Origin of the sequence: Streptomyces sp. NPDC094448 (genome assembly GCF_044763775.1) — a bacterium.
GTDB lineage: Bacteria > Actinomycetota > Actinomycetes > Streptomycetales > Streptomycetaceae > Streptomyces.
The window spans coordinates 17,984-35,672 of the sequence record NZ_JBIWGU010000012.1; the positions used below are offsets into that span (position 1 = coordinate 17,984).

Below are 17,689 nucleotides of genomic sequence, written 5' to 3' on the forward strand. Positions count from 1 at the left end.
CTAGTTAGCCAACAGGAATCGGCACCCCCGTACGGGGATCATAAACAGTCCCAATGTTCACATGCCTCCCCAGCCTGTTGCTATACATTTCATTGGGGATAAAATCATCCTCATTTATCCCGCGACCCCCGGTCGCGGAGTAGCCCACTGCAGTCATTTGCCACCCGGTCGGAACCACTCTTGGCCCGCTATATATCGGCACAACAGAGTATCTTACAACCTGGCCACCATCGACCGCAATCCGCACCTTCTCCTCGAATTCATACATATTCTTGTCGTTCCCAGGATCCAGCTTATCTTGCCTATGCTGATTCGCCGACCTGGCACAGGCTGTCAAATTCCTCAGTTCGCGACCACTGCCACCCAACTGGGCGGCCAGAAGATGACAGGAGTTGACCCAATAACGCGGATTAAATCCACCGCCGCCATAATGGTGGGCGGCATTCGATATAGCCCACACATAGCCGGGCGGCCTTCTATCGGGCGAGGTCCCCTTGTTGCGGGCAAGATAATCAGAATCCAAGCAGGAATCCATCCAAGTGGCCCTTGCTCCGTTTCTGAAATCAAGCTCACCATAGTCCACCCAGCTCGCGCCTCCGACGCGGCAATCAGAGGCTCCGTTTTGCTGCGTGTCGCCCTGCTGTCCTCCGTCCGAGCCCGAGGCCGTTTGCGCATGAAACACAACATGGGCCACCAGTTTGATTAGGTCCCAAGTCGAAGCCGTGACGTGGACGCCTTCCTTCGGAACCCAGATCGACGGTGCCTGTGCCGTCGGTGTGGGCGGAGGTTGAGTGGGCGCGGGCGTCGGGCGCGGGCCTGCGTTCGGGTTCTGGGGGACTCGTGGAGCTGGTGGCTTGGTGACGGTTGGGCGCACCAGGGTGGCTGTGCCGCCGCCACTGCTGTAGCTGCGGCTGCCGCTGCTCTGGGTGCTGGTTTGTGCAGTGCCGCGGTGGGGCGAGCGGGTGGTCTTCCATGCGTGGCCGCCACCGCCTCTGCTGGAGGTCGTGGCCCGGGGCTTGGCCGGGGCGCGCTTGGACACCCTGTCGAGGCGGCCGATCTCCACGGAGTTCTTCCGTGCCTGGGCGTTGCTGGTAACGGAGTGTCCGGAACCGCCTTTGGAGGACTTGGGCTTCTTCTTGGGCTTTCCCTTGATCGCGTTCTTGATTCGCGTGAGCATTCCGTAGTGGCCGCTGTTCGCGGATACGGTGGCGGAACTGCCGCCTCCGCAGGTGCTGCATCCGCTTCCGGGGTGCTTGAGTTTGTGGCCGTCGGGGTCGATGCCGTTGAGGGGGCCGGCGTTGCCGTAGGTGTAGCGGTTGGCCTGGGCCGAGGGGTTGGGGTCGAGGAGCCAGGTGTCGCGGGAGGCGAAGGCGCCTGTTCCGGGCTGGTACCAGCGGGAGGCCATGTTCACATCGCCGGAGCCGGGGTCGGTCCATCCTGACTGGTAGCCGAGGGAGGTCCGGGGGCCGGTGGCGGCTGTGGTGCGGCCGAAGGGGTCGTAGGCGCTGGAGCTGGTGACCGTGAGTCCGTCGGGTGAGAATCCGGCGACGAGGTCGGTGTGGCGGTCGGTGATCGCCCACTGCGGGGTGGTGCCGTCCGTCATGGCCTGGAGGGCGCCGGAGAGTGTGCGGGTGTAGGTGTTCGTTCCGTCGCTGGTGAGGTTGTTCGAGCCGCCGTCGTAGGTGAAGGCGTTCGCTCCCTGCTGTGCGACGCGGTCGAGGGAGTCGTAGGTGAAGGTGGTGGTTCCGTCGCTGGTCTTGCGTTCGAAGGCGTCGAAGGTCAGGGCGCGGGGGGTGTTCCCTGCGGGGGTGGCGGTGGAGAGGGTTCCTCTGGGGGTGTGGGTGTAGGTGGTGGTGCCGTCGGTGAGGGGGCGGTTGCGTTCGTCGTAGGTGGTGGTGCTGGTGCCGGCCTGGATCCGGTTGCTGGAGTCGTCCCAGCCGTAGGGGGTTGTGGTGGTGCCGTTGGTCCAGGAGGTCATGCGGCCGGCGTCGTCGTAGCCGTAGGTGTTGGCCGAGGCTCCGGTTGTTCCGGTGGTGGTCTTGGCGGTGACGCGGTCGTCGAGGTCGTATCCGTAAGTGGTGGAAGCGGTCTCGGTGGTGCCTGCGATGTCGGTGGTGCGGTCGCCGGTGAGGCGGCCGAGGGAGTCGTAGGTGAACTTGCGTACGGCTGTCGAGTTCCAGGGTGTGGTGTTGTCCGCTCGGACGGCGTACCACTCGGCTGTGGGGCGGCCCGCCGGGTCGACGTCGTACCAGATCTGGCTCTTGGTGACGGGGTCGTCGGTCCACCAGGGATGGCCCGCGCCGTCGTATCCGTAGGTGGCGAGGCCGGCGGCGGTGCGGCGGCTGGCCATGGTGCCGTCGGGGTCGTAGCTGTAGGTGGTGTTGCCTGCGGGGCCGGTGCTGGTGAGCAGTTGGCCGCGGTCGTTGTAGGTGAAGGTGTTGCGTTCGAGGGCGCCTGCGCCTCCGGCGGCGGTCAGTCTTCCGGCCGCGTCGTAGCTGAAGGTGCGGGCCGCTGTCGGTGCTTCGGATCCCGTTCCGGTCTCGGCGGTGACGCGGCCGAGGGCGTCGTAGGTGCGTTCGCGCTTGACTCCGCCGGGCAGGTGCTCGGCGATGTTCTGGGCGGCTGCGTCGTAGACGGTGCTCCAGGTGCGGTCGGCGGCCGCGGGATGGGCAGCGGTCGACGGTTCGACGGTGGACTCCGGAAGATTCCACGGAGTGTAGGTGTAGACGGTGGCGTTGCCGCGGCCGTCGGTCATGCGGGTGCGGTTGCCTTCGGCGTCGTAGCCGAAGGACATGCTGATGCTCTTGGTTGCCGAGACGGTCTCCGTCTGGCCGGTGACCCGGCCGAGGGCATCGTAGGTGTAGTTGGTCCGGGCGCCTGTCGCGGAGGTGACGGCCGTCTGGTTGCCGTCGGCATCGAACTCGGCGGTCGTGGAGCGCAGTGCTGTGGTACCGGTGCCGTAGTCGGTCGCCTTGACGACATTGTCCAGGGCGTCGTACTCGGTGATGCTCCTGCGGTTGGTGGGGTCGGTGGACTCGATGGGCCGGCCCAGGCCGTCGTAGGAGATTCGGGAGGTCGCACCGAGCGGGTCGGTGGCGGAGATGATCTCACCGGCCGTGTTGTAGAGAGCTGTGCTGGTGCGGCCTTCCGGGGTGGTGGTGCCGGTCAGGTCACCGGCGTCGTTCCAGACGCTGCGGGTGGTGAGGTTTTGCAGGGTAGGACGGCGTTCCACGGTTGTCGAGGTCAGCTCGCGGCCCAGTTCGTCGTAGGTGGCTTCGGTCCGTACGCCGACGGGGTCGGTGGCGGAGAGGGCCAGCCCGGTGGGCGTCCAGGTATAGCGGGTGACGCCCGCGCCGTCGACGCTGTTGGTGAGGGGCGAGGCAAACCGCTGTTCGTTGAGTGTGGTGACCGGATCGGTGACGGCCGGGTCGGTCACCTGGATGAGGTGGCCGATCTGGTCGTAGGCGTAGCGGGTGATCCGGCCGAGCGGGTCGGTGACCGTGACGGGCCGGCCGGCTGCGTCGTAGGAGGTCCGGGTGGTGGAGGTGATCGGGGTGACTGCACCCGCCGGGGTGTAGGGGGGCAGGGTGACAGCGATGGGGCGGGAGAGGCGGTCGACTTCGGTGCGGGTGGTGTTGCCGCGTGCGTCACGGACGGCGGTGGCGTCGCCGTGGGCGTTGTAGCCGGTGAGGGTGGCGGGCCTGGTGGTGGTGGGTGTGCCACCGTTCTGTTCGACCGGGGCGGACGGTGCCTGGGTTTCGACGAGGCGTCCGAGGGCGTCGTAGCGGAAGGTGGTGGTGTGGTTCGCCGGGTCGGCGCCTGTGGTGTTGCCCCGCGGGGAGACCGTGGTGAGCGGCAGTCCGCGACGGTCGTAGGTGGCGGTGGTGGTCCGCGGGGTTCCCGTACCGTCGCCGATGGTCTCGCGTACGGGGTTGCCGGCGGTGTCGTATGCGAGGGTCGCGGTCAGGGTGCGGTTGGTGTCGATGTTCCGGGTTTCTTCGGTGATCCGGTCATCGGCGTCGTAGGCAAACGTGGTGATGCGGTTGAGCCCGGTGGGGTCGAGGGTGTTCTTGGTGATGCGTCCGGTGGCGTCCACGGTCTGGGTGACGACCGTCGCGCCTCCCCCGGTGACTTCACGGGTGAGGTGGCCGGCGCCGTCGTAGGTGTTGCTCTCCAGGACGATGTCGCGGCGGGTGCCGTCGGACTGGGTGACCTGACGGGCTGTCGTGGTGGCCGGGAGTCCGTCGTTGAAGTAGGTGTATGCGGTGGTCGCGCCCATGGCGTCGGTGCTGGAGGCGAGCCGGCCCGCCGGGTCGTAGGCATAGGAGGCGACGACCAGGTCACGCACGGTTCCGTCCGGGGCGCCCTTCCAGTCCTTCAGGGTTGTTTCGGCGGGGAAGCCCTGTGGGGTGTAGGTGTGGCTGTAGGTGGTGCCGAGGGTGTCTGTCTCGTGTACGACCCGTCCCAGGCTGTCGTGGACGAGGGTGGTGGTGTTGCCCTCTGCGTCGGTGATCTTGTTCTGGCGGCCGAAGGGGTCGTAGGTGTAGGTGGTGGTGCGGGGGGTGTCGCCGCCGGTGGTGTCGGAGGCGGTCTCGGTGAGGATGGCTCCGTCGTCGTTGTAGGTGCGGGTCACCCGGGTGGTGTGGGTGGTGTCGGTGATCTCGTTGCGGACGGCTGCTCCGGTTTCGGAGGTCACCTGGGAGAGGGCGTTGTAGGTGTAGGCCGTGGTGACGCCTGCGGGGAAGGTGTCGGATATCTGCTTCTCGGTGGTCTTGCGGCCGAGGCCGTCGTAGGTGAACTCGGTGACGAGTCCGGAGGGTGTGGTGACGCGGGCCAGGTCGCCGTTGGCGCGGTAGGCGTATGCGGTGATAGCCCCGCCGGTTGTGGTTTCGGTTTTGCGCAGTCCGGCCGGGGTGGTACCGCCGCCGTCTGCGGGCTCGGTTCCGTCCGTGTAGCTGATGCTGCTGCTGCGACCGTCGGGCAGGGTGGTGGTGGTCGGCAGGCCGAGGAGGTTGTAGGCGAAGGCCGTGCGGTAGCGGTTGTCGGCCGGGCCGCTGGAGCGTGCGTCGCGGGTGGCTGTGGGCCGGTCGTTGCGCGGGTCGAAGGGGTCGGCCGGGTTGTTGTAGTAGTCGATGTAGGAGGTCCAGCAGGAGTTCGTGTCGCGGCAGGTGGTCTGGGAGATCGTGTTGCCGCGCTCGTTGTGCCCGGTGACGGTCGTGTGTCCGTTGGGGTCGGTGACCGTGGTGAGGAAGCCGCCGGTGTCGTAGGCGTAGCTGGTCACGCCGCCTTCCGCATCGGTGGTGGCGAGGAGGCGCTTGGCGCGGAGGGCGTCGTAGACGGCGGTGGTCCGGTGGCCGGCCGGGTCGGTGACCGTGACGGCCGAAGTCAGCCCGGAGGCCGTGCTGCGGGTGCGGGCCTCGTAGTGGTTCTCGACCTCGTCCTGGGTCAGTCCGCGCTGGTAGACGGCGAATTCGTCGAGCTGTCCGGTGAAGCGGTAGGTGCCCGGAGTGGTGACGCCCATCCATGCGGTGTTGGCGTAGCCGCCGCCCAGGTAGGCGCGTACCCCGGTGGTGTGCTGGGCCGCGCGGGCGAGGCTGCCGACCTTGATACCGTCGAGGTAGAGGCTCTGGGTCGTGCCGGATGCGGTGAGGACGGCGTGGTGCCACTGGTCGTCGGTGACCGTGTCCGCGGAGGTGAGCGGGGTGGCACCGTTCGGCTGGGATGCGGTCCAGAACTGTCCGCGCAGCTTGCCGTCCGCGCCGACGTTCAGTACCGGACGGTAGTCGGTGGGGGTGCTGCCGATGGCGGCGTTCTGCAGCCCGAGCAGTACCCCTCGCGTAGTGGTGCGGAACCAGAGTTCGACGGTGACATCGGTGGATGCGGTGATCAGGTCGCTCGGAACCTCTGTCTGGCCGGTCCCGGAGAGCTGGGCGGCGCTGCCGTCCTGGAGCCCGAAGACCCCCCTGGTACCGAGGGTGACGTTGGTGTGGGTGCCGTCGGCGTCGTGTGCGGCCATCTCGTTGATGGCGGTGGTGGCTCCCTCGGGTTCGTCCATCCGCCAGAATCCGGCCGGTCCGTCCCCGACCACGACTCCGCGGTAGTGCGGGCCGTCGCCGGTCACCAGCGCGGTGCGGGCCCGGTGGTGGTCGGTGACGGCTGCAGGGGTGAGGGCTGTGGTGTAGAAGGCGGCTTCGTCGATCTGCCCGCGGAAGTACTGGGTGCCGGCGGCAGTTCCGTTCCAGGCGGTGGTGGTGTAGCCACCGCCCAGGTATCCGTGGGGCAGAGTGATGGGCGGGACTGCTCCGGTGAGGGTTCCCACCCGGGTTCCGTCCAGGTACATGGTCTGGCCGGTCGAGCCCCCGGTCAGGACCACATGATGCCACTCGTTGTCGGTGACGGCGGAGGGGGTGACGATGCTGGTTCCGGCGCGGTTGCGGTCGAGCTGGCCGCGGAGTTTGCCGGCCCCGTCGATCAGCAGTGCCGGGACGGTGGAGGTGGCGGTGCTTCCCGCTTCCGTGTTCTGGAATCCGAAGAGCACTCCTCCCGGGGTCGCGGTGCGGAACCAGAGCTCCAGGCTGGTGGCGTCGGCGGTCTCCAGGGGGTCGGTCGGGACGGACACAACGGCGCCGGTGCCGTCGAAGTCGGCCGCGCTGTTGTCGCCGTCGGCGAAGACTCCGGGTGCGCCGAGGCCGACATTGCGGCCGTAGGAGCCGTCCATGCCGGTGCCCGCGATGCTCACGGCCTGGCTTCCGGTGCGCTCGCCCAGCCGCCAGTAACCGGCGGGTGCCTGGCGCATCACGGCGTCCTGGTAGGCCGCGGAACCGTTGGCGTACTGCTCGTCCGAGATCTTCCAGACACCACCATCCTCGTCGGTGCTGCTGGTCAGGCGGCCGGTGCCCGAGTCGTAGACGGCGGTCGAATGAGTGCGGCCGGAGGGAAGAGTGACCTGGGTCATCCGGCCGACCGCCGTACGCGCGGCGTAGTGCTCACGTACCCGTTCGAAATCCAGGGGATGGCTGTAGACGGCCACGTCGTCGAGGTTGCCCTTGAAGGGGTGTACGCCTGCGGGCACGCCCATCCAGCCCTGGTTGCCCCAGCCCATGCCGAGGAAGGCGTACTGGTTCTCCCGCACCTGGACGGTTCCGGTGAGGCTGCCGACGATCTCGCCGTCGAGATAGAGCGTCTGCCTTGTGCCTTCACTGGTCAGTACGGCGTGGTGCCATTGGCCGTCGTTGACTGCCTGGGGCGAGATGATGGGCTGGTTACCGGCGTACTCGGAGGTGAAGAACTGGCCGCGGAGCTTGCCTGCGGCATCGACGTTGAGGAAGGGACTGTAGCGGCTGGGCTGCTCGGTGGCCTCGGCTTCCTGCAGGGACGCGATCACTCCGGGCTGGGTGGTCTTGAACCACACCTCGACGGACATCACCGGGCTGAGGGTGCCGTCGGGGAGTTCCAGATGCGAGTCGGTGCCGTCGAAAGTCGCGGCCTTGTCCGTGGTGGCGGCCACGGCGGGCGTGGCTCCGAAGCCGACATCGCGGTAGGTGGCTTCGTTCAGCCCTGTGGCGGATGCTGCCTCACTGCGGGCGGTGGAGCCTTCCTCTTCTCCGAGACGCCAGTACGAGCGGGGGTTGGAGTCGAGGACGCTCGCGCGGTACAGCGATCCGTCCTCGTACGTGTAGTTGGTACAGGCGGTGTCGGAGGTGGGCGGGCAGACCTTCGTCAGCCGGTCGCCGGTGTAGGTGTAGGTCCAGGTGAGCTTGGAGTCGGGGGCGTCGACGGGGCTGGTGGTCACTGAGGTGACGCGTTCGCCGGTCCAGCCGAGGGAGATGGTCCGCCCGGACAGTACGTCCAGGACCTTCATGATGCGGCCGCCGTCCTCCGCCTCCCGGATCAGCCGCTGGCTGCGGCCTGCGCTGTCGGTGATCGCGCCGAGGAACTGGGAATGGCCGAAGCCGTACGTCAGGCCGGACTGCTCGCGCAGCACCCAGCCGTCCATCTTGCGGTAGAGCTGGCTGGTCGATCCCGGTGGTCCGGTGTAGGTGCCGTCGCTGTTCAGGCCGTAGCGGGTCTGCGAGCCGTCGGCGGCGGTGATCAGCACGGACGACGACGGATAGCTCTGCTCCTGCAGGGTCACTTCCCAGCGGGTGCTCCAGCCCGCGCCGAAAATGCCGGTCGTGCGGGGGTCGAGGGAGTTGTAGGTACGGGTCACCGCCAGGTCGGGACCCACGGTCGGTATGGCGGCGTCCGTGGCCGCGGTGGTGTAGTTGCCCGCCCGGGTACCGAACTCGCTGCCGGGATCAGAGGCGCCGAGGTGGCTGGTGATGCCGGGCTGCGGCACCTCCGGCGTGATCAGTGAGGGGCCGGGGCGGGCCGATGTGGCGGCGCCGTCGTAGGCGTAGGCGTACCAGGCATACGTCTTGCCCCAGCTCAGCCAGCCACTGGGCACGGTCCACCGCTGGGAAGCGCTGCGCGGACCCAGGCGGCAGTTCTTGCGGGTGTCCCGGCCGGCGACTTCGCAGACCTCGAACTGGTACTGCAGGGCGCTCGGGTAGCGGTCCTGGTCGGTGCCGTTCGCCCACAGCAGGGGCGTCAGGCTGTCCGCGACCATCCCGCTGGGCGGAGCGGCTGCGGTCAGCTGCGGTGGGATGTTGACCGAGGAGAATCGCACGGCGGGGCCCGGGACGCCTTCCGCGGTGAAGGTGGTGGCGCCGTCCGCCATCGTCCACTGCAGGGTGTACGTCGCCGCGGGAAGAGGGGCGACCTTCGCGCTCAGTGTCACGCTCGCGCCCGGCGCGACATCGCTGGGCAGCGTCGTCCAGCGCAGTTTGGCCGCGTCCGTGATCGGCTGTCCTGCGGCATTGAAGAGGTTGTAGCCGAGCTTGACGGCGCCGTTACGCGGCCAGGTCTGCTGGCCGCGGTTGGTGACCGTGACCTGCATGGCGCCCTCGGTTACTCCGGTCACCGCCTGGGTGAACTGTCCCAGCGTGTAGGTGGCTCCGTATTTCGTCCAGGTGATGTCGAGGCTCGGTTTGCCGTTGGGGTAGTCGTCGGATCCGAACTGCTTCCATGCCTTGGAGTCCGTGGTCGACGCCTTCACGGCGAGCCCGTAGTTCTTCTTCCGGCCGTGCGTCCAGTCGTCGACGAGCTGGCGGCCGGCGCTTCCCAGGGGAATGGATTCCCAGGCGGGGCCGCAGTTCCAGCTGCTTGCGCCTTCGGGCCGCCAGCCGTGGGCAAAGCTCTTGGAAGCGAGGGAGGGACCGGTCGCGGGCCCGGGGTACTTGGTCGTGGTGTTCTCCGCCCAGTTCGACGTCACCGCATGAACGGTGACCGGCCGGGCGGTGCAGGAGTACGACCAGGTGTTGTAGAGGGCAAGGCTGGTACCGAGGACCCAGGCGTTCTTCAGTGTCGTCTCCACACCGTTGAAACGGAGGAAGGCCGCCGCCTTGTGGGCGCCACCGTCGTAGGTGCCCGTCTTGAGGACGGTGTCGGTGGAGAAGTTCTGGTTGTACGGGTGCTGGACGTAGGTGCCCGATGAGGCCCCGAACCGGGTGACCGAGGGGTCGACACGGACGGGGAAGACGCGTTCCGGTGCCTGGAGCCAGTCCTGGTCGAGGCTCACGACCAGAATCTGGCGGCCGCCTTCTTCGGTCAGGCTGTAGGTGACTCCGGAGGAGACACTGCCCTGCGCCGAGTTGTCCGCGTGGTCGGAATCCTCCATCCAGCCGGGCGGGATCCAGGCCTTTCGTACGCCTGCCGCGTCGGTGAAGACCACGCCGCCCAGTCCGTCCAGCTGGGCGGTCAGTCCCTGGAGCGTGAGGGGAAAACGCCACTGGGTCTGCGCGGTTCGGTTCTTGAGGACGATCGTTTCCTTCACGGACTGGCTGCCCGCGATGAGTTCCAGGTCGGCGGCGGGGCGTACCTCGGGGTAGGTGATGACGCTGCCGTCGGTGACGCCGCGGGCCCGGTTCGCTCCCTCCAGCGAGTAGGCCACGGACATCGTGTCTTCCACCGAAAGCCGGACCAGGGGGTCGGCATCGGCGTACTCGGCCAGCAGGATCGGTTCTTCGGTCTGGCGGGGCACCCATCCCTCGTCGGATGCCGACATGGTCCGCGCGCCCTGGGGACGTACCAGGGTCGTGTCGATCGCCTTCCAGCCGTCGCCGGAACGGAAATTGACCGGCTCCGTGTAGAACCGCGTCGTGAACGTGCCGTCGGTGTTGCGGTACGTGCGCGACCGCTCGTCCCGTTCTGCGACCTGTTCCTGGCTCGTCGAGGCCGAGTATCCCTTGGCCGCAGCCACCGGAATCGTCACCGGGGTGCCCTGCGTCGGCTTGGGCGGGGTAGCCGGACCGGTGCCGCCGGGTGGCGGGGCGGGCGGCTCCGGGGGGAGTTCGCCGGGTGCCTTGGTGTGGCCGGGGCGCCCGCCTGCCACTGCGGCGTCCGTAGCGCCCGGCAGAGCGCTGTGGCCGCGTCCGTCGGCCGAGCCCCACTTCTGGTCCGGCGTGTCCGCCGCCCCAGCCTTCGGGGCGTCCGGCGACCACGATGCGGCAGCGAGGACGCCCTGCTCGGTGCCGACCAGCACGGTCAGCAGCAGAGTCATGGACACAGCAAAAGAACGCGCGGCACGCACGCAAACCCCCGAAAGTTCGATCTTCAGAGAATCTTCATATACCCCCCACTTTTTGTGCGCAAGACTCCCGCGAACGGAACCCTCTGCTCACACGCGACTCCGATCCGGCCCGAAGAGGCGGGCCGGGCAAGAGGATCGACGCTGCCCCAGGGGTGCGAGTGACACGTCGATGCACCGTCACTGGCCCCTGTCACGAAGACAGTTGACCTCCGAACGCCGGGCATTCCGGTCGACCGTCATCCAGGGGGGCGCCCGCCCTTTCGCCGCAGGCCGGGCGGCCATGGCGGCGGACTCGGACACCCAGTCGGAGACCAACCGGGCCATGACCGAGGCCCTCGTCGGGAGCAGCATCTCCCCGGGAGCCGGAGCCACGGCCCTCGTCGCCTTCACCGCCACCATGGCTCTCGCGGGCACCAAGGCCTACCTCGCCAGGAATGCAACCTGATCTTCACCGACGGCGGCACCACCTTCGTCAGCCGACGGTTGCCGGACGACGATGCTCTCCACGCGGTGAGCCGAGGTGGTCCGCCGGGCGCGGTGGTGACGGAATGAGCCCGTCATCGGTACCGACGACGGCGAGATGGTTGTTTCCTTTCGTTGCCTCCGGTTCCAAGAGGATCCGACACTCCCTGTCCCTCGAGGTGTCCCTGCACATCGTCGGCCCGGACGCGGCGACGGCGCAGCAGTCCGCGGTCACGGTGCGGCGCTGCGCTTCCCGCCGCGCGGGTATGCCTGTCGTCACCGGTCGTCCCGGACAGCCGGTTCCTCGGTCAGGACCCGGTCGATGAAGTCGAAGGAGTCCTTCCTGGCCTCGTCGGCCCGCTGTGCGTACTGGGTCAGGGCCTCGGCCGGGCAGGGCAGGGCAGGTCCGGCTTGGCGGCCGTGCTGCGGATTCAGACCTCACAGCGGTGCATGTGAGCGTCCCGGCGGACGCACGGGTTGCTGCGTATACGCCTGGCTGATGGGAGATGACCGGCCGTTGCGGTCAGGGGGTCGTGCAAACCACGAAGGCCCGGATGCCCTCCTGCACGGTATTGGTGTTCCGGACGGTCACCTGCCAGCCCGTAGTGCCCCCGAAGGAGGCGATGACGAAGGACCGCCCGGTGTCGGCGCCGGCGACGAGGCCAATGTTGACGCCTCCACCGCCGGTGCTGACGGTGCCCGCGGGACAGGTCACGGTTGCGTTGCCGATCTGTCCCGCGGGCACCGTCACCAGGTCACCGAAGGTGCGCTGAAACGGGGCTGCGGCCTTCGAAGCGGCCCGGTCCCCGTGCGGCGGTGCGCCGGAGCCGGCGCTCTGAGCGACCGCCACTCCCGCCCCGGCGGTGAGCAGCGCGGCGGCCGTCAGGGCGGGGACCCTGATGCGTTTCATGTCGATCTCCATCCGTCCGTGTGTCAGATGGGTCCGGCATGCCCCCGCCCCCCGCTCGTCATCCGCGATGTCGCTCGTTCGCCGCACGCAGGAACGATCCCCCTCCGCCGATGGAGGGAAGGGCCCGGAACCCTCCCGTCAGTGGTGGCGCGAGCCTGAAGCAGTTCGGAGGCGGCGGATCGCCGGGTTCTCTCCCGATGTGCCGGAAGTGACGTGTGTGGTGCAGGCGTAGACCGACAAGGACGGCGCCGTGGGGCCTGCTCGCCGTGTGAACGGAGTGCTGCGGGCGGCCGGCACCCGGCCGGCGGGCGGACTGTCAGGGGGTTGCGGTGTCCGAGACGGTGGCCACCACGACGGACAGCACCGCCGGGGTGGGGACCACCCGGTCGAGACGGAGTCCGGCCGCGGCGAAAAGGCGGGAGAAGTCGGCCTCGGTACGCTCCCGGCCGACCAGCGACGCCATCATCATCAGGTCCAGTGTCTTGCCCTGATGCGGTGCGTCGCCCTCCGGGACCACCGCGTCGATGACGAGGACGCGGCCGCCCGGGGCCAGCGCGGTACGGCAGTTGCTCAGGATAGTCACGCACTGGTGGTCGTCCCAGTCGTGCAGGATCCGCTTGAGCAGGAGAACGTCCCCGGCCGGTACCGAGTGGAAGAAGTCTCCCTCGGCGGTCTGCCAGCGGCCGGCCGGGTCGGCGCCGCCGGGCACGGGGTCCGCGAGTCCGTGGCCCACCAGGACATGGCCCTGGTCGTAGAGGACACCGCGCAGTGCGGGCCCGGTCGCCAGCACCTGGCGCAGCAGACCGCCGTAACCGCCGCCCACGTCGACCACGGTGGCGTCCTCGGGGAAGTCCCAGCTCCGCGCGATGGGCCGGTCCTCCGCGTCCGACATGGACGCCATGCCGGTGTGGAAAACGGCGGCGATCTGCGGGTCCCGGGCGAAGTACGTGAAGAAGTCGGTACCGAAGATGGCGTCGAAGGCTGAGCCGCCGTCGGTCAGGCATCGCGTCATCTCGCCGGCGGGGCGCCACATCGTCGGATCCGTGAGCATGAGTACCGCGGCGCGGGCGGACACCTGCGCCCCGGTGCGCAGCATGTCGCCGTCCGCGGTGAGGCCGAAGCGTCCCGTGCCGTCCTGCTCGAACAGGCCCCGGGTGGCCAGCAGCCGCAGGACCCGGTGGAGGCTCTGCTCGTCGGTGCCGGTGGCTGCCGCGAGTTCGGCCGGGGTGCGGGGGCCGTCGGCGAGATGGTCCGCGACGCCGACGGCCGCGGCGGCGCGCAGTGCGGCCGGGTAGAGGAACTCCAGGGCCTGCGCCACGATCAGGGCGTTGCTCCGCCGTTCTTCCGGCGTCCCGTCCGCCGGGCGTGTGCTGTTGGTCATCCGGTTGCCTCCTCCGGAGCAGTGTTCAGGGGGCGGTGGGCACCGCCGCCGGGCCAGGATGGCAGTGCTGTGTGCCGCGGGGGTCCGGTTCCCGCCACCGGGGGATCCGTTCCGCGGACCGGGGCGTGCTCGACCCGGGTGTCCGCGGAGGCCGGATACGGAGCCCCCGACAGTCCGGGCGCCGGGCCGGCGTTACAAGGGGGTGTGTTCGGTGGAGCGCGCGGCACGGCCCGGTCCGCGGGACGGTATGCAGTGCCGGGGGGCGGTGGGGATGTGGCCGGGTTCGCCCATGCCGTGGTTCCCGGCAGGCTCCGGTCATCGCCGGGCGGGAGGGCGGGGTGTCCCGTGGGCGGCGGAGTAGCGGGAGGCACTGCTCTCCCTGCCGACTGCCGGGTCTCTCGGCGGAGTTCTGCGGCCCACGGGACCGCTCCGTGGCCCTGTGCGGCCCGGCGCATGGCAAACCAGGGTGGTGTTCTCGGGGACGTACATCGCCGGGAGTCCGACCAGCGCCGTACCTGGGAGACTCCTGGGCAGCCGGCCGGCAGGCCGCCCACCGGCCCGCCGGGCCGTCCGGCGGGCTCACTCCTGCTCGTAGTACCTGTCGTAGGCGGCGGACTGCTCCTCCACCGAGAAACCCTCGAACGCGCCCTCCGCTTCGAGTTCGCGGAGCCGGTCCAGCGCCGCCCGAGCGGACGGTGAGGGGTGGGCCGCGAGGTGGGCCTTCGTCGCCTCCATGCCACGGCCGAGGAGAAGCTCGGCATCGATCGAGCACGCCGCGTCGAAGCCGGCTTCCTTCGCGCTCCAGACAAGGAGCACATCGTCAAGGTCACCGCTGTTGAACAACTGAACGCAGCAGAGCCTCATCAGTTCGGTGTCGCCTCCGCCCTGAGCGCGCCGCTCGCGCTCCGTGTGCTCGCCCAGCAGCCCGCGGATCCCGTCGAGGTGCGCGCGAGCGGGGCGGAGCCCGAAACGGCGCAGGCTCTCCTCTTCGTCCATCAGCTGTCTCCCCTTGATCGTCCGGTATCGGCGGTGACCCATCCTCCCTCAGGGCCCCCCGGCCCGGACGTGGTGCGACACTTACGGGATGGACACGGGGCGCGAATCGCGGTGGGAGAAAGACGCCATGACGGTGGAGATCGTTTTCGCGCTGGTGACCGCCCTCGCGGCGGCCGCGGGCATCTACGCCGCCGTCTGGACCGTCGCACTGGTCTCCGGCATCCCGGATCCGGGCAGGACAGGCCTGCTCGCAGGAGGTGCACTGCTCGGAGCAGCCGCCGGACTGCGGCGTCTGGTACGGGTCCTGCGGCGGTTCGACAAACAGCGCCGGATGGGCCGCTGACCAAGGTCCCTCCGGGGTCCGGACCGACCGCGCGTACAGGCACAATCGCGGGCGCGTTCCACCGGACCGGACAACCGGCACCCCGCTCCCGCTGGCCGGCACCCGGCGGATCCTCCCGCTGCGGGCACCAGCTGAACATACCCGCAGGCGGATCACCTCCCGGCAGCACAGCCAGCCCAGGAGTTACCCGGCCGCCCCGGCCCGGACAACCGGCACTCCACACACCCCATAGACGTTCACACCGACCACCAAACACACCCCCCACACAGACCACAAAAATCAAACCGCCAAGAACAGCACAGCAGCCCAACCAAACCCGACCAGAAACCAACACAGGCCAGTTGGGCGCCGAGGCACTGGTGGATGCCGTGGCCGAAGCCGAGCCGGCCGCGGGCCGTGCGATGGAGGTCCGGCGTGCCGGGGTGGTCGAGCGCCGCGCTCCCGGTTTCCCCACCCCCGACAAGACCCTTGCCAGGAATTGCCCCACATGAGCGACTTGCACACTAAACGCGGGCCGGAACGGGCAGCCCAAACTCAGTTGCTTCACACGGACACGGTCCCACCGCCGAGTACGGACAAGCCGGCCGGACCGGGGCCGTGGCCGTCGAGTGAAAGGCGGAAGTCATGAGTCTGATCCAGACCGGCAGACTGCAACTGAACTCCAACAGCGCCACGGAACTGACCGGCAGAGACACCTCGACCTTCACCCAGGTCACGTTCCCCTCACCGTTTCCGGACGGTGCCGCGGTGATCGTCGTACCGTTCGTCCAGACCTTCAACGGCCCCGACACGCCCGGCCTGCGCATCGCCGACGTCACCACCACCGGCTTCAAGATCCGCATCAACGAACTCGTCGGCACCGGCCGCGCCCTGTCCGACGGACCCCACACCACCGAGACCATCGGCTGGATCGCCTCCACCGTATAACGACCACCCGACCGGGCGACCGGGCCGGAGGCCGACGGGCCCCGGCCCGGCCGCGACAGGAACGAGCCGGGGTTCGGGGCGGGCCGCTTCCGGCCGCGGGCTGCTTCCACCCGTAGAACACCTACGGCCGATACGGATCACAGCGGTACTTCTGCGCCGAGGCTGCAGTCAGCAAGCTCAGCGAGGCCGGAGAGCTGGTGGCCGGTTGAAGCGGTGGCAGGTTTCCGGAGCCTGGGGGCGGGCCGGATCTGGAGGTGATGCAGTTCGGCGGGTACGCCGTCGGAGCCGGTGGGGTGGTCACCGAGGGCGCCTGCGGTGCCGCGGCTGCGGGCGTGGTGCGCAGGCGCCACCACCGGCGAGCGGCCGGCGGGCCGGGAACTCGGTTCGGAGCCGGAGAAGGAGCCCGCAAGGCGTGGCTCCTGTATGAGCGGGCACCCGCGGACGCGGTGCGTGTGGTGACCGACGGGCGGCCTGTCCTTCGGCATCGCGCGTGAAGTGGTGGCCGCTGCTACCGGCTCGATCGGGCGGCATTCCACCGGCGCGATCCTGACCTTGCCTGCCGGGGCCTGCCCGGGAAATCGTGCGGTCACCGGTGATCATCAGTGTGTGAAGACGGAAGATCAGTCGGCGGCCGCAGGTCACAGCACGGATCGTGCACGGTGGCAGGAAGCGTTCGGTGTCTGCGGTGCGTGATGGCGTACTGCACTGTCTGGGAGGCTGCCGGTGCCAGGTCCCTTCGGCATGGTCGCGGCGGGTGTGAACGCGTGGACGACGCAACGGCTGCCGCAGCTGAACCGTGAGGTTCTCGCAGGGGGCCGGCGGCCCGAAGCCCTGGCCAAGGAGATGGCGGAGGCGCTGGCAGATCTGCCGGGTCCGCTGGAGTGGAACACCGTGCAGGCCCGGCAGATGCTGGTTCACCTGGGTCTGTGCGGCGCCTCGGTCGTGCGGCACTACCAGGAGCAGGGCCTGGCACCGCCTGAGGATCTCGCGCTGCCCCTCTCGATGATCCCTGTGGGCACGGGTGCCGGGCTCTTTCGGGACTACTTCGCAGAACTGGCCGCCCGCCGGGACATCGGCCACCCTCAGCGCGACTCCTACGCCGCTCTGGTGCGGTGGAACACTCCGACCGCTGTCGTGCGCCGGCAGGGGGAGACGGTGTGCCGGCTGGAGGGGGTCTTCGGTGACGGGGCCATCCGCACCTACACCGGAGAGCCGGGAGAAGCTGCGTTCCTGGTGCTCCTGAAGAAGGCCGAGTGCCTCGAACTCGCGGCGAACACGGTGCTGCGAGAACTGGAGGACGAGGACTGCGACCTCCTGGGGCACCGGACGGCTCAGCGGCTGAACACGGCGAGCCGCTTTCTGGCCGCGGTGCACCGTCTGAACCTGGACTTCCCCGGGCTTCCCGCCGGCCAGGGGCTCCGCACCGGCCATTTCCTGGACGTGTTCCGGCAGTTCGCCACACACTGGGCTCCTGGGGACATCCCGCCCAGTGGAGCGCAGGACGTGGAGTACCTCAAACGCGACCTCATCCTGGGCATCGACTTCCCCGGCTACTTCGAGAGCGTGCGCCGCCAGTTTCCCGCACTCCTGACACGGGAACGCGAGGACCTCCTGGCCCTGGAGGCAGTGCCCAGCCTTCCGTCCAGGATCCTGCGGGCTGCCCGCGACGCCGGCAGCGACCCGAGGTCCGTGCCCGCGGTGGCCGCCTGCTACTTCCTCCTGCACACGAACAGCAGGGTCTCCGCCTCGCACTTCATACTCACCACGAAGTACCTGTTCAAACCCCATCGAGCCCGTGAGGAGGCCGGGCTCGCCGACGGCGTTCTGGTCTCCCACCAGGCCGGCACCACCGGGATCGTCGAGCAGGTCCTGCGCCGCCTCATGGAAGGCCGCAGGAACCATCCCCTCACCTTCCTCGACCACGCGGGCCGCACCGAACTCCTGGCCACGGCGGGCCTGTCCGGCGAGCCCCGCGTCTCGACCGCTGAATGCGATGAGATGGTCCGGCTCACGGTCTGAGGACCCGCCGGCCACCAGGAA

Annotated in this window: 8 protein-coding genes; 4 read left to right on the forward strand and 4 right to left on the reverse strand. The window is 69.0% G+C overall.

The features are described 5' to 3' along the window. Window positions 1–4: 4 nt before the first annotated feature. Window positions 5–10,600 (reverse strand): LamG-like jellyroll fold domain-containing protein, encoded by a 10,596-nt coding sequence (locus ACIQ9E_RS23230; protein WP_403709899.1) that lies wholly within the window; start codon window positions 10,598–10,600, stop codon window positions 5–7. Window positions 10,601–10,910: 310 nt separating this feature from the next. On the opposite strand from ACIQ9E_RS23230, the gene ACIQ9E_RS23235 reads away from it, so the two are divergent. After that, entirely contained in the window at window positions 10,911–11,075 is a 165-nt protein-coding gene (locus ACIQ9E_RS23235; protein WP_403709901.1) for a hypothetical protein, read from the forward strand. A gap of 540 nt (window positions 11,076–11,615) precedes the next feature. On the opposite strand, the gene ACIQ9E_RS23240 is transcribed toward ACIQ9E_RS23235, so the two are convergent. From ACIQ9E_RS23240 to ACIQ9E_RS23250, 3 genes are all read right to left on the reverse strand, one after another. Beyond that, a complete protein-coding gene (locus ACIQ9E_RS23240) occupies window positions 11,616–12,002 on the reverse strand; it encodes a hypothetical protein (RefSeq protein WP_403709903.1) in 387 nt (128 codons plus the stop codon). A 316-nt stretch (window positions 12,003–12,318) separates the two neighbouring features. Further along, a complete protein-coding gene (locus tag ACIQ9E_RS23245; RefSeq protein ID WP_403709905.1) occupies window positions 12,319–13,383 on the reverse strand; it encodes a methyltransferase in 1,065 nt (354 codons plus the stop codon). A 579-nt stretch (window positions 13,384–13,962) separates the two neighbouring features. Next, a complete protein-coding gene (locus ACIQ9E_RS23250; RefSeq protein WP_403709907.1) occupies window positions 13,963–14,379 on the reverse strand; it encodes a hypothetical protein in 417 nt (138 codons plus the stop codon). Between the two features lie 88 nt (window positions 14,380–14,467). On the opposite strand from ACIQ9E_RS23250, the gene ACIQ9E_RS23255 reads away from it, so the two are divergent. The 3 genes from ACIQ9E_RS23255 (at window position 14,468) to ACIQ9E_RS23265 (ending at window position 17,668) form a co-directional block, all read left to right on the forward strand. After that, window positions 14,468–14,722 (forward strand): DUF6332 family protein, encoded by a 255-nt coding sequence (locus ACIQ9E_RS23255; RefSeq protein ID WP_403709909.1) that lies wholly within the window; start codon window positions 14,468–14,470, stop codon window positions 14,720–14,722. A 624-nt stretch (window positions 14,723–15,346) separates the two neighbouring features. Next, window positions 15,347–15,649, forward strand: a complete 303-nt coding sequence (locus ACIQ9E_RS23260) for a hypothetical protein (protein WP_403709911.1) — start codon at window positions 15,347–15,349, stop codon at window positions 15,647–15,649. A gap of 723 nt (window positions 15,650–16,372) precedes the next feature. Further along, entirely contained in the window at window positions 16,373–17,668 is a 1,296-nt protein-coding gene (locus ACIQ9E_RS23265) for a hypothetical protein (protein WP_403709913.1), read from the forward strand. Window positions 17,669–17,689 lie beyond the last annotated feature (21 nt).

Coding starts and splice junctions, on each gene's coding strand:
- ACIQ9E_RS23230 (WP_403709899.1), bottom strand. CDS start 10,600: ATGACTCTGCTGCTGACCGTGCTGGTCGGCACCGAGCAGGGCGTCCTC.
- ACIQ9E_RS23250 (WP_403709907.1), bottom strand. CDS start 14,379: ATGGACGAAGAGGAGAGCCTGCGCCGTTTCGGGCTCCGCCCCGCTCGC.
- ACIQ9E_RS23255 (WP_403709909.1), top strand. CDS start 14,468: ATGGACACGGGGCGCGAATCGCGGTGGGAGAAAGACGCCATGACGGTG.
- ACIQ9E_RS23240 (WP_403709903.1), bottom strand. CDS start 12,002: ATGAAACGCATCAGGGTCCCCGCCCTGACGGCCGCCGCGCTGCTCACC.
- ACIQ9E_RS23235 (WP_403709901.1), top strand. CDS start 10,911: ATGGCGGCGGACTCGGACACCCAGTCGGAGACCAACCGGGCCATGACC.
- ACIQ9E_RS23245 (WP_403709905.1), bottom strand. CDS start 13,383: ATGACCAACAGCACACGCCCGGCGGACGGGACGCCGGAAGAACGGCGG.
- ACIQ9E_RS23260 (WP_403709911.1), top strand. CDS start 15,347: ATGAGTCTGATCCAGACCGGCAGACTGCAACTGAACTCCAACAGCGCC.